At 51.7% G+C, this 12,813-nt stretch carries 10 protein-coding genes; all 10 read left to right on the plus strand.

From position 1 onward, the window contains the following. Positions 1–195 precede the first annotated feature (195 nt). The 10 genes from ACO0K8_RS15535 (at position 196) to ACO0K8_RS15580 (ending at position 12,803) form a co-directional block, all read left to right on the plus strand. Positions 196–2,685 carry a 3'-5' exonuclease gene (locus tag ACO0K8_RS15535; protein WP_422947569.1) on the plus strand — a complete coding sequence of 830 codons (2,490 nt, stop codon included), beginning with the start codon at positions 196–198 and terminating at the stop codon, positions 2,683–2,685. Positions 2,686–2,831: 146 nt separating this feature from the next. Next, positions 2,832–3,149, plus strand: a complete 318-nt coding sequence (locus tag ACO0K8_RS15540; protein WP_422947570.1) for a hypothetical protein — start codon at positions 2,832–2,834, stop codon at positions 3,147–3,149. 782 nt (positions 3,150–3,931) lie between these two features. Then, positions 3,932–5,821, plus strand: coding sequence for an Ig-like domain-containing protein (locus ACO0K8_RS15545; RefSeq protein WP_422947571.1), 1,890 nt, complete (start codon positions 3,932–3,934; stop codon positions 5,819–5,821). A gap of 373 nt (positions 5,822–6,194) precedes the next feature. Next, entirely contained in the window at positions 6,195–6,806 is a 612-nt protein-coding gene (locus tag ACO0K8_RS15550) for a hypothetical protein (protein WP_422947572.1), read from the plus strand. 129 nt (positions 6,807–6,935) lie between these two features. After that, on the plus strand, positions 6,936–8,513 hold the full coding sequence (locus tag ACO0K8_RS15555; RefSeq protein ID WP_422947573.1) for a S41 family peptidase: 1,578 nt from the start codon (positions 6,936–6,938) through the stop codon (positions 8,511–8,513). Between the two features lie 108 nt (positions 8,514–8,621). Beyond that, entirely contained in the window at positions 8,622–9,278 is a 657-nt protein-coding gene (gene pxpB, locus ACO0K8_RS15560) for a 5-oxoprolinase subunit PxpB (RefSeq protein ID WP_422947574.1), read from the plus strand. After that, complete coding sequence (locus ACO0K8_RS15565) at positions 9,275–10,237, plus strand: biotin-dependent carboxyltransferase family protein (RefSeq protein ID WP_422947575.1); 963 nt, start codon at positions 9,275–9,277, stop codon at positions 10,235–10,237. The genes pxpB and ACO0K8_RS15565 overlap by 4 nt, the downstream gene beginning before the upstream one ends. A 34-nt stretch (positions 10,238–10,271) precedes the next feature. After that, entirely contained in the window at positions 10,272–11,024 is a 753-nt protein-coding gene (locus ACO0K8_RS15570) for a 5-oxoprolinase subunit PxpA (RefSeq protein WP_422947759.1), read from the plus strand. Between the two features lie 46 nt (positions 11,025–11,070). Next, positions 11,071–11,811: a DUF969 domain-containing protein gene (locus ACO0K8_RS15575; protein ID WP_422947576.1), complete on the plus strand. Its 741-nt coding sequence runs from the start codon at positions 11,071–11,073 to the stop codon at positions 11,809–11,811. Between the two features lie 5 nt (positions 11,812–11,816). Further along, complete coding sequence (locus tag ACO0K8_RS15580) at positions 11,817–12,803, plus strand: DUF979 domain-containing protein (protein WP_422947760.1); 987 nt, start codon at positions 11,817–11,819, stop codon at positions 12,801–12,803. Positions 12,804–12,813 lie beyond the last annotated feature (10 nt).

Here is a 12,813-nt window from a genome sequence, read left to right on the forward strand (position 1 = left end):
AGTAACGAGTAGCGATTAACGAGCAGTAAGTAAATTCGCTAGATTTCTAAATTTAAAAATGCATGCCGCCCTTGCGCATATCCCATGCGGGTTTGCGGACAGGCAGGCTGGAAACCCGCATGGGATATGCGCGCTGGGCTAGGCAGCTTTTAAAACTGCTAGTCAGAGCAGCGCCGCTACAATAAATAGGCTGCCATGATAAAAACCGATGCGCCCCGTTTCGTTCCCAAGGGCTTAATCCCTACCGCCGAACAAGTGGCAATCCAGCTGGCCAAAAATAAGACGGTCATCATCAAGGCCAATGCCGGTGCCGCTAAAACCACCACGCTGGCGCTGCGAATCGGCGAGGCGATTGCGCGCAAGTTAGAGCCTGAGAATATTCTGGCGCTGGTGTTTACGCCCGAAGCTAAAGAGGTCTTAAAAAAACGCCTGCTGGAAATCGGCATACCGGCCACCACCGCCGCCCGCCTGCACGTCGCCAGCTTTAATGACTTTGCCAGCGAGATACTCGAGAAGATAGAGTTGCGCAAGGTGCCATATCTGGCGCAGAGTAAAGACCTGAAAGACTATGTGATCGCGGCGATGGAAAATCTCAGCGACAAGTGCAGTGAACAATACCGCGACCAGGTCGAATTTTTAGAGATCAGCACGCATAGTCTGGCGATTAGCCAATTCATCAATGCGCAATTGGCGATGAAGGCCAAAATGTCGCTGCAAGGCGATTTTGAGTCTATGGAGCTGGAAGAAGTCAGTACTCTGCTCGGGGTACAACTGGCCGAATATCTGACAGCCATCGAGTATGAGCTGATTCGCCTTGGCAATGATGACAGGGTGCTGTTTCGCGGCCCGTTTGATGCCAGCTACGATCTGGCCAGAATACTTGATGCCGAGCCGTATACTAAAAATCTGCTACCACGCTATCGCCTGATTTTATGCGATGAGCTACACGATCTGAACGAAGCATCGTTCCGCATCTTGCTGCATTTGATCGATCCTAGTTATACCTATTTTGTCGGTGCCGGTGATAAGGATCAGGTCATCCATTCCAAGCTCGGCGCCAGCGACGAATACATCAATAGTCGCTTCAAAATGAGCTTCCCTGCGATGGTCAGCTACCCGCTCACCAACTGCTACCGGCATGGTCCGCATCTGGCCTACGCCATGGAGGCGTTTAAAAATAAGCCTATAGAGTCACCGCTGGCGCTGCGCACCGAGATCAGTCAGCTCACTTACGACATGCAAGAAAATGGCGACAACAGTGCCTGTGCGGCACAGGTGATAAGCGCCATACAGCGCTGGCACAAGGCCAAACATGCTATTAGTGCTTGCGCGATTCTGGTACGCGAAAGGCATCAGTCTATCGCCATAGAAAACGCCCTGATGCAAGCCGATATCGCCTACCACACGCTGGAGATGAAGAGCTATTTACAACGCGAAGAGATTTTGTTTTTGCGCGGTGTGATTGCGATTGCACTGAAAAATTTTGGCAGCGTTAAGTCAAAAAAAATCCGTGGCGAGATCTTTGATTCGCTCTTGATTTTTGCCGAAATCAGTCTGGCAGAAGGCGAGAATATAGAAGACTTCCGCGCCAGTGCGATCGATACCGAACATACGCCAGAAGCGCTCAGCTGGTTCTTCGCTGGCCGTCTGAGTCAGGATGGCAGCAAGGAGCTCAGGCAGCTTCTGCACACCCTGCTGGAGCAGTTGCAAGCTAGCGCAAAAACGCAGAGCGCCGAGCTGGTCTTGGGCCAGCTCAATAGCGCGTTGGCGGGGTTACTCGACTATGTGCGTGCGGCCGTAGTGCATGGCCTAGAGTCGCAGGTGTTTGGCGAGGTCGAAGACAAACTGCAAGAAATTAGCGCCTACCTGCAGCGCAGTATTTTGGCCTCAGAAGCGGAGTTGCTATTGCGCGAATTACGCAATAGCCTGCTCAGTCTGCAAAACAGCCTGGATCGCAGCGTAGAGCAGGGCGTCAAGAATCGTATGGCGGTGGTGGTGGCGTATGTCGCCAGTCTGGATGCCGATACGCCGGCCGACGCAGTGTTGCGCGAGATCTGCCGGCTGATCGATATACAAGCGCTGGCCAAGCGCCTGTATGTGCATGCTTACGACGCCATGGTGGTGAGTAAATCGGTGCAAGGTTTTATCGCGGCCGCGGCGCAAACAAAAATGAATCTGCGCGATTTTTCGGTTTGGATAGGTGCCGCCGACGAGTTTATTTCGGCCCGTAAAACCAAGCAATCTGTACTGCTAGAATGCGCCGCCAACGCCAAAGGCAAAGAGTTCGATCACGTGATCTTGCCTTATCTTGAGAAGACCGAATTCCCTTTCGCCGGACAGACTTCGACCGAAGAAGAGAATCTGTTTTATGTCGCCGCCACCCGCGCCAAATTATGCCTGACCCTGATCAGCCCAAAAGAGGAAGCGCAGCGCAGCCCCTACATCGCGCGCATGAAAATCAGCGGCAGCAAAGCCCGCGCCGATGCCGCAGTCGACAAAAACGACGAGCAACTTAGCGGCCCGAACAACAATACGCGCATAGAATTTAAAGCCAATGGCGATGATTGGGCACTGGCAAAATCGCTAGGTGCTCATTGGGATTTCGCCCGTAAAGTGTTCTACCTAAAAGAAGACCAAGACCCCATGCCCTTCGTCAAGTGGCTGCGCAGTATGGATAGGTTTTAGATTTATTGGGCTAACTGCTTCACCAGAATTTGCAAGCGCAATCCAGATGCGGCCGCTGGCACGATATTGGACTGGAAGGCGCAAGGGATATGCGGGTGGGGTTTTGAATTTCGCATGAATAAGACGAGCGTTTGAAAATTATAGAAATGAGCAGCCCGATCATTACCCCCGAATTGATAGAAAAAATTTTTAAGCTGATTGAAGCGGAAACTAGCTTTCCAAGAAATTCAATTTGGTATGAAATACAAGACGATTTTCAATGCATATTAATTTTGATCTCGATTGACGAATTTGATGAGGAGGATCTTAATCCAGCATTTCGGCTTGTCGCGGATATATTGAATCGGACGGTGCCTGGAAGAGATGACGATCTATCTTGGTTGGTCGCTTTTATGAAAAATGACAAGAGGATTGAGGCATATTTTGGTGGCAATTTGAGCGCTCCAAAGATGGGGCTTCCATAAAAATAGCCGGGCGGGTGTAACCTGGATTGATCATGCGGTGCTCTTGATTATTGGCTGATTTATCGCGCTAGTTGTATGCGCCCTACATGGCTAAATCACCTTATATATTTTAATAAAATAGCCGGTAGGTGCGATTAGCTAGGCGTAATCGCACGCATATCGATGTACCGTAAGGTATTTAAAAGCCGACCCTGCCATCACGCATATCCCATGCGTTTCTTCAGGCATGTTGGCCTGCGAGCCGCATGGGATATGCGCAGTGGCAGGGGGCTTGGTTTACTTCTGTCGTTGTTGTTCGATTGCCAGTCTACCACCGGCCAGCAATCGCACATAAACGACGGAAGTAAAAACACGACCTGGCCACAGCAAACCAAAAGCACCAGAAAACCAAAAACACCAGCAAGCCACTGCGCATATCCCATGCGGCTGCTGGCACGATATTGGTCTGGAAGGCGCATGGAATATGCGTGTAGCATTTTTAAAATTCACTGTTCAGAGCAATCTGCTTCATACCAGCAGCTGTTTCTTATGAGATAGTTGAGTTTTTAGCACTTTTTCAATAAAAGCCCTTACAATGCGACCCTGTCGTTTTAATCGAAACGATATGCTGTTTGTCTTTATATCCCTGCATTTTAAAATTATCTAACGTGGATTGTTCTATGCGATATCGCTATTTGGCTTCAATAGGTTTTTGTCTGCTGGCGCTTAGCGCTTGTGGTGGTGGTGGTGGTGGTGGTAGCTCTAGTCCGGTTACCGCGGTGGCATCGGTCGCTCTAAGTTTGATGGCTGACGATGCCAGCGTTTCTTGGAATAAACCTAGCAGTATTCCTGTCTTGCAAAATGATAGCGCAAGTCGCGGTAGCCTCACTCTAAGCGCAGTCGGTGCGCCGGCGCACGGTAGTGCAAAGTTGCTTGGCAATGCCATAGAATACACTCCCAACGCGGGCTATTTCGGCCCCGATACGCTGAGCTACACGGCAGAAGGGGAAGGCGGAGTCCAGGCCAGTGCCAGCGTTAATATCAAGGTCAGTGCCGATATAAAAATTAGCGGCGTGGTAAGCGATGGCCCGATTGCCAATGCGCAGTTGAGCGTCACTCTGGGTGCCCAGACTGTTAATACGGTCGCGGCAGCCGATGGCAGTTATAGTCTGACGCTTAAACTGGATAAACCCGAGGATATGATTAGCATTGTCGCTACTGGTGTCGGTGCGCAGAGTAAGGTCAAGCTGCAGAGTTTGATTGGCGACGCCGCCACTCTGGCGAAGTTGGCGAATAACCAGGGTGAGGTTAGTGCCGCCGCGACGTCATCATTAAATGTCAGTCATTTGAGTACCGCTTCAGCCATGCTGGCTATACAGGGCAACGGTAAACAAATGCCGAAGTCACAGCTGGAATTGAACTCGGCAGTCTCGAGCTTGCATATTGAAGATCAAATAGAAATTGCGACGGCGATCAAGCTGATTGTTGATAAAGGGGTTGCCTTACCAGCAGGTATTGCCGATACCTTAGTTTTTGCTAGTAATCCGGTATATTCAAGCCAATTGTATTCTTTTGTTGAAGATCAAAAAATCACTAATAACGCTCTTTTTAATGAAACCTATGGCGAAGTATTGAGAGCTATTTCAACTGATGTGCGCCCAGTATTCGCCCCGACCAAGACACTAAGTTTGGTCTATCTTAACGGAAAAACATCGGAAACTGACGGGATGGCTGTTGATTATCAACCTGATGGTAATGCTAGCGTACATACTGTTTACGGTAGCCGCCCTGCCACTTGGTCGCTTGATGCCGGTCGGCTGAATATTAAGTTGAGCACTCCCTATTTAATTGATGACTTCGACAGTTCTACGCACGATCGAACAGTCTTTGAAGTTGATGCCTTTAGCTTCGTATTGGTAGCCGGTCGTGCCGATTCCGGCACTGTAAATATTTATCGCAGTGGAAAAATTACTTTATTAGAGGGACCGAACGTCGGAAAAGTGACGGTGTTTGATAGTGGCGCAAATGGAACTTTTAATAAAGTGATGGATCGTGCAAAATCAACGCCTCTTAGCGCCGCTGATTTTAGCGTAGGTTCAAAATGGGCTGGTATTGAGAGTAACTTAAATTTGTTTGATAGCGGTCTTATAAAAGAAACCGATATTTTTGAAGTCACCGGTAGTAATAGCGGACGCATGTTACGCGGTGGCCTATCCGTCACGTGGTCGTTTTCAATTGATACATTAACCTTAGCGGGCGGCACGAAGGTGGTGAGGTTTTCTCGCTTAATCCGGGATGAAAAGAGTGGTACTGAAATATGGCTGATGAACGATGGTGAAAAAATCAATTTAAAGACAGTCGCTAAAGTTGAGCCGAATCGCCGTTTTGTACGTGATGGTTCGTTTTATCGGCAGTGGCAGGTAAATACAAACAGCGCTCTTATTAGTTCTGTTTTCTCAGATGGTAAGGGTATCGATAATAGTCAAGGACCAACAATATGGGTGCTGGATGATCAAGGTGTTTTAACCCAAACCGAACAATTCAATACTGACTATCCAGTGAAACGTGTTTGGTACCTATTGAGCGTCAAAGAAAATTTCTATACTGTGATGGAGCATAGATATATTCTTGCGAGCGGATACAGCCAGTGGTTCGTCAAAGTAATTAAAGACGTAGGTCCCGCAAGCAAATAGCAATTGATACGGTGATCTTATACGCTTTAAATAACACCCTGATTTGTGGAATTCCAGGTCAAAATTCAAGTCAGACGTAGAGTAAGAAGCAGCACCTGATTAGCTTTACTCAAAATGTTGGAATATTTGCCGTTCGGAGAAGAGGAGGTCACAATCGGGATGATTGGTTTTGATTTTCAACTTGCACAAGCGGTTAGTTCACTATACGGTCGTTTTTTTTGCGAAGGGCTTCGCCAAGAAAAGTAAGCAAAAGAAGGCGACGCAAAGTCGCTGCCCTTCGGGTGCCCAATTATGCAGGTCGTAAAATGGGAAATGAAGCAAACTCGCTGCGCTCAGACAGCTTCACTTCTGATCCATTTTCCGCCCCGCACAATTGGCAGCGCCACATGCGAATTCGATTCAAAAGCAGAGTCAAAAGCCAGGTCAAAAACAAAGTCAAAAACCAAGTCAAAAACCAAGTCAAAAACCAAGTCAACAGCAGCAGATTGCCGTAGCTCGATGTGTTTGGGCGTTGCCTGTTCAGTTGAACGGCGGCAGCACCACGGATGTGTTGACGTTTGCCTTTCGCATGTGGCGCTGCCGCTTGTGCATGGCAGAAAATGGATTAGAAATGAAGCTGTCTGAGCCGCAGGCGAGTTTGCTTCATTTCCCATTTTTTGACCTGCACAGGCGGGCACCCGAAGGGCAGCGACTTTGCGGCGCCTTCTTTTGCTTCCTTTTCTTGGCGAAGCAAGAAAAGGAAGTAGCCGCCGGTCTACCACCGGCCAGCAATCGCACAACAACGAAAGAAGTAAAAACACGACCTGGTCACAGCAAACCAAAAGCACCAGAAAACCAAAAACACCAGCAAGCCACTGCGCATATCCCATGCTGCTTCTGGCACGATATTGGTCTGGAAGGCGCATGGAATATGCGTGTAGCGTTTTCAAATTCACTGTTTAGTGCAATCTACCTCATATCTCCAGTTGTTTTTTTTATGAAATAGTTGAATTTTTGGCAGTTTATTCACTAAAGCCCTTACAATTCTGCGCTATTAGTCGCTATAGCGTGTCTTGCGAATTCCGCTGTGCCTGCCATTCTTGGATAGCAATAGCTCTCTTTACGAAAGAAAACCATGATGCCATTTTCGACTTTCTTCGCCTCTCGCTACAGCTCGACTGCGATGCTGGTTTTTGCTTTGCTCAGTGCCACAGCGCCGCTTACGCTTAATGCTCAGCCTGCTGAGAACCCTGTCTTGCCAAAGACCGCTGCCGATTGGCGGCATGCAGCGATTATTGATATCGATGCTGCGTATCAATTGAGCATGGAAAACCATCCCGGCGTTTACGATACGGCTAATCCTGATTTCTTAAAGAATCTGCAGGCGGCTAAAGCGTCTGGCTTGGCTTTGGCGGTTAGGGTGGAGGATGCGGCTGGGTATGTGGCCGCGACTCAGGGGTTTAATGTGCGGATACACGATGGTCATGCCGGTATGTCTCACAACCTGGATGTGAGTCAGTTGCCTGCAGAACGCTGGCCTGGCTTTATTACCGTGTGGCGCGGCGATGCTCTGTATGTGTATGCTGCCGAGATGGGTGGGCCATCTGTGGGGGCCGAAGTGTTGGCCTGCGATGGTAAGCCTATCAAGCAAATTATCAGTACGAATGTGTTCGGCTTTCAAGGCCGTAGTGATGAGGCTGGCCACTGGTGGGTGCGGGCACCGCGGGTATTTTTAGATAGAGGAAATCCTTTTCTGGCGTTGCCTAGGCGCTGCCAGTTTAGTTTGAATGGCAAGAGCTCGCAGCATAGTTTAGTCTGGAAAGCGTTGAGCGAACAAGCGAGCAAATGGAGGACGGAAAGTTATAACGGCGAGCAGCTTGAGGTCGGCATGAGTGAGCCGCGCAAAAAAATATTATGGTTGGCCATGCCCACATTTGCGCCGGATGAAAAACAGCGCGAGGCCTATCGCCTGATGCTAAAAGGTCTGGCTGAGCATAGAAAAAATTTCCTCGAGGCCGATGCTGTTGTGATCGATTTGCGTCAAAACCAGGGTGGCTCGTCTGAATGGAGTCAGCTTTTTGCCGAAGCTCTGTGGGGTAAGGGCAGGGTCGATAGGCGTGTGGCTGCATATGGTGCCAAGACTGAAGTCTGGTGGCGTGCGTCGCTAGGGAATACCGATTATGTTGCGGGTTTGGTCGAGGTGCTGACGCAGCAAAAACAAATCGAAGGCGCGCAATGGGCCAGAATCCAAAGTGAAGGCATGCAGGCGGCCTTAGCGCGTGGTGACAAATTTTTTGTCGAGGCTGAACAAAAAGCGTTAAAGCAATCGACTCAAGAGGCAAATGCCGATGTGTTTGGCGATCCGCCTGCATTTAAGGTGCCGCTGTATGTGATTGTGCCCGGCCAATGCGCCAGCGCTTGTCTCGATGCGATCGACGTTTTTTCTCTATTTTCTAATACCAAACTGATAGGCGCGCCTAGTTCTGCCGACTCCACTTATATGGATGTGCGTACCCAAAGACTGGCCTCAGGACTGGCCGATGTGATCATCCCTAACAAGGTTTATGTCAATCGTCCTAGAAAGAATGGCCAGGTGTATTTACCAGCGATCTATGTGAAAGATCTGCAGTGGTCAAACGCCAATTTATTGAAGGCGGTGGAGGCCGACTTAATGCAAACAAAACTGCAAACAAAACAGCAAAAAAATCAGTGAACTTGCTTAGCCAAGCTTAGGCAATATCATCGCTTTGCAGCATGAAGTTCGCTGGTAAATAAGTGAGGCACATGTTATTTTTTACTTCTTGCAGACTATCCTAATCGTATGAGTATCCTGTCCTCAGACACCATGTCGTTCTATTTGCTGGGCGAGAGCGCTGCCGTGATACAGACCTGCGCGCCAGTCAGTCTGTTTTGTCAGCGCCGCCTGTGGTCGCTGGCGCAGCAGTTGCGCGCTATCGGTAGCTACCGCGAGGTGGTGCCTGGCATGAATAATCTGACACTGGTGTTTGATCCTGATCTCACTAGCGGGGCGGAGCAACTGGCACTGTTGGCCGACTTATGGGAGCGTAGCGAGGCGCAGGATTTTAGCTCGCGATCGGTGCAGATCGCGGTGACTTATGGCGGCGAGTTTGGTCCCGATCTGGAGTTAGTCGCCGAACACACCGGGCTGAGCCCCGAACAAGTGATTGTTGAACATACGGCGGCCGACTACATGGTGTATTTTTTAGGTTTTCAGCCCGGCTTCGCTTATTTGGGTGGCTTGCCGCCAGCGTTGGCGACGCCGCGCCGCGCAGTGCCGCGCTTGTCGGTGCCAGCCGGATCTGTGGGTATAGGCGGCATGCAGACCGGCATCTATCCGGCGGCAAGTCCAGGCGGCTGGCAGTTGATAGGACGCAGCTCCATGTCGCTGTTTAATCCAGAGCTGGCTCAGCCTAGTTTGCTGCAGCCTGGCGATTTGGTACGGTTTGTCGCGGTATGACAATCGCTAAATCTACTCAGTCCACTTTAGAGGTGGTACGCGCTGGGATACAGTCTACGGTGCAGGATCAGGGCCGTGGCGGCTACCGGCATCTAGGCGTCGCACAGAGCGGCGCTTTGGATGCGCCGGCGCTGCTGTTGGCGAATCGTCTGGTGAATAATCCTGCGCATTTTGCCGGTCTGGAACTCGTGGTAGGGCCGATCGCATTGCGCTTTTCATCTGCCAGCTGGTTTGTTATCTGCGGCGCTGATTTTGAAGCAGAGCTCGATGGCGACCCAGTACGCAGCGGTTGGCGTAGTTACGCTGCGGCCGGGCAGTTGCTCACTTTGCGTGGTGCCAAACAGGGGATGCGGGCTTATCTGGCCGTGGCGGGCGGGATTGCCGTGCCGCAGATCTTGGGCTCGCGCAGCACCGATATCGCGGCGCAGTTTGGCGGATTTTTTGGACGCGCTTTACAAAACGGCGATCGTTTGCCAATTGGCGTAGTGGCGGCCGGGGCGGAGTGCGATCGGCCCGCCGGTTGTTTGCAAAGGCTGTGGACGCCGGAATTAAGGGTCTTGCCCGGGCCGGAATATCAAGAGTTTGGGGACGCCGCTCAGCAGGCATTCTGGCAGCAGGCCTGGGGTGTTAGTCATCAGAGTAATCGCATGGGCTATCGGCTAGAAGGCACGCCTTTGCTGCGCGCAACGCCCGGCGATTTGTTGTCGCATGCGGTGCTGCCGGGGGTGATACAAGTGCCGCCGAATGGCTTGCCGATAGTCTTGCTGGCCGATGCACAGGCCACCGGTGGGTATCCGCGCATAGGGGTGGTGATACAGGCGGATTTGTGGAAATTGGCGCAGGCACGGCCGGGTACGCGTTTTTGCTTTATCCAGAGCGATCTGGCACAGGCAAGGGCAGCCCAAAAAAAATGGCAACAGGAACAATATCGTTTGGAATGGAGTTTGTATGGGACATGATTTTGGGCACGCGGTGCCGGCCACTGAGCTAGGTATTACCAGCATCGATTTAAATGCCGATCTGGGCGAGGGCGCGGACTGCGATGCGGCGATCTTGGCCTGCGTCAGTTCGGCCAATATCGCGTGTGGCGGCCATGCCGGTGATGCGGACAGTATGCGTACGGCAGTGCGTCTGGCGCTGCAGCATGGGGTGGCGATAGGCGCGCACCCTAGCTTTGTCGATAGAGAAAATTTTGGCCGCAGCGAGATGCATTTGCCGCTAGATCAAGTGGCTGAAATGCTAGACGGGCAGATCCGCGCGTTACGCACGATAGTGTTGGAACAGGGTGCTCAGCTAACGCATGTGAAACCGCATGGTGCACTGTATAACCAGGCCGCGCGTGATCCGGCATTGGCGCAGCGTATCGTACAGACGGTGGCGGCGATCGATCCTGGTTTGCGTATCTTTGGTTTGTCTGGTGGCGCACTAATCAGCGCGGCACAACAGGCCGGTTTGGCGGTGGCGGCAGAGGTGTTTGCCGATAGGCGCTATCAGTCCGATGGCGCGCTGGCATCGCGCAGTTTGCCGCGCGCCACCATAGACGATGTGCAACTGGCGCTGGCGCAAGCCCTGTGCCTGATACGGCAGGGCAAAGTGCTGGCGCTGGACGGTCATTACTTGAGTCTGCAGGTCGATACTGTTTGTCTGCATGGCGATGGTGCCCATGCTCTGGAGTTAGCGCAATTGTTAAGGCATACCCTGACCCAGCAAGGTATCGCGGTGCGCGCATTTGGGCAAGCGCAATAGGCTTAGCGACAAGCTCAAAAAATATATTTTTAATTTAGGAGTTTGCATGGATCTTAGCCTTTGGCTGCCCTTGATTGGTATCCCCATCGTGGTGATGGGATTTGCCTTGCGTTTTAATCCGCTGATGGTGGTGACGGTGGCTGGTTTGGCGACCGGTTTGGCGGTCGGCATGGATACGCTGAGCCTGCTTGAAACCTTCGGCGAAAAGTTTATGAGTAGCCGCCAGTTGGCCAGTGCTTTATTGATTTTGCCGGTGATAGGTTTGCTGGAGCGCTATGGTTTAAAGCAGCGTGCGCAAACTTGGGTGGCGAGCATACGTAGTGCCACCACCGGGCGTATTCTGATGCTGTATTTTGTGGTGAGAGAGGCCAGCGCGGCCCTGGGTTTGTTGAGCCTGGGCGGACAGGCGCAGACGGTGCGACCCTTGTTGGCACCGATGGCAGAAGCGGCCGCCAGTAATTTGCATGGCGATTTGCCGCAGCCACTCCGTGATCGCATCGCTGCCCACGCGGCGGCTTGCGATAACGTCGCACTGTTTTTTGGCGAAGATATTTTTATTGCCTTCGGCGCGGTGTTGTTGATGACCGCCTTCCTGAAAGAAAACGGCATCAGCGGAGTGGAGCCACTGATGATAGGTTTGTGGGCAATCCCTACCGCCTTGTGCGCTTTGGTGATCCATTTATTTCGGTTGTCGCGTCTGGATGCGCGCATCGCCCGTGACATGCAGGCCTGGCGTTTGGCACAAAGCGCGCTTGCCGTTTCCGCCAAAGCCGAGGTGGTGGCATGAGCGGCATAGACAGCATTATCAGTATCAATCTGGTGTTCTATCTGATCGGTGCGATCGCCATGCTGGTTGCTGGCCTGAGCTGGCGCGATGCCAGCAATCCTAAGCGCTATAGCACCGCTCTGTTCTGGTTTTTATTTGGTGTTAGTTTCTTGTTCGGCGACCTGATGCTGAGTCTGCTGGGCAAGCAGCTCACTTACCGGCTGGTTGGTGTGATCGTATTGCTGATCGCTGCGCTGGCCGGTGCCAATCTCTTGGGCGTCGGCGTGCCGCCGCCTGAGGATGAGGCAGAGCATCAGCGCTCAGCCAAGACCTTAGGCAATCGTCTGTTTTTACCGGCGCTGGCGATACCCGTAATCACCGTGTTGTTGACCTTGTTTGCCAAAGAACTCAAGTTTGGCCACTGGTTTTTACTCGACCAAAAGAATTTGACTCTGGCCTCGCTGACCATCGCTTGCCTGGCCGCGCTGCTACTTGGCAGCAAGCTCACCGGCGGCTCTCCCTTGCTGGCGGTACGCGAATCGCGCCGCCTGGTCGATGCGATGGGGTGGGCGCTGTTGTTGCCGCAGATGCTGGCGATGCTGGGCGGGGTGTTTGTGGCGGCGCAGACCGGGCGCTCGATACAGGCTATCGTTACGCTGTTCGTCGAGCCGGAAAATCGTCTGGCGCTGGTGGCGATTTACTGTGTTGGCATGGCCTTGTTTACCATGATTATGGGGAATGCCTTTGCCGCTTTTCCGGTGATGACGGCTGGTATCGCTTTACCGTTTTTAATCCTCGGGCATCATGCTAATCCGGCTCCGCTGGTGGCGATAGGCATGTTCTCCGGTTATTGCGGAACCTTAATGACACCGATGGCGGCCAATTTTAATATTGTGCCGGCGGCTTTGCTGGAGCTGAAAGATAAATATCAAGTCATCAAGATACAAATCCCGACCGCCCTGGCGGTGCTGGCCTGCAATATACTGTTAATGTATTTTCTGGTTTTTCCTTAAAGGTAGGGAC

It is taken from the genome of Undibacterium sp. Ren11W, assembly GCF_049340485.1.
Lineage (GTDB): Bacteria > Pseudomonadota > Gammaproteobacteria > Burkholderiales > Burkholderiaceae_D > Undibacterium.

Bases quoted from the DNA above. Each gene is read 5' to 3' on its own strand.
- ACO0K8_RS15555 (WP_422947573.1), top strand. From the start codon at position 6,936: ATGATGCCATTTTCGACTTTCTTCGCCTCTCGCTACAGCTCGACTGCG.
- ACO0K8_RS15545 (WP_422947571.1), top strand. From the start codon at position 3,932: ATGGCTGACGATGCCAGCGTTTCTTGGAATAAACCTAGCAGTATTCCT.
- ACO0K8_RS15565 (WP_422947575.1), top strand. From the start codon at position 9,275: ATGACAATCGCTAAATCTACTCAGTCCACTTTAGAGGTGGTACGCGCT.
- ACO0K8_RS15540 (WP_422947570.1), top strand. From the start codon at position 2,832: ATGAGCAGCCCGATCATTACCCCCGAATTGATAGAAAAAATTTTTAAG.
- pxpB (WP_422947574.1), top strand. From the start codon at position 8,622: ATGAGTATCCTGTCCTCAGACACCATGTCGTTCTATTTGCTGGGCGAG.
- ACO0K8_RS15575 (WP_422947576.1), top strand. From the start codon at position 11,071: ATGGATCTTAGCCTTTGGCTGCCCTTGATTGGTATCCCCATCGTGGTG.
- ACO0K8_RS15535 (WP_422947569.1), top strand. From the start codon at position 196: ATGATAAAAACCGATGCGCCCCGTTTCGTTCCCAAGGGCTTAATCCCT.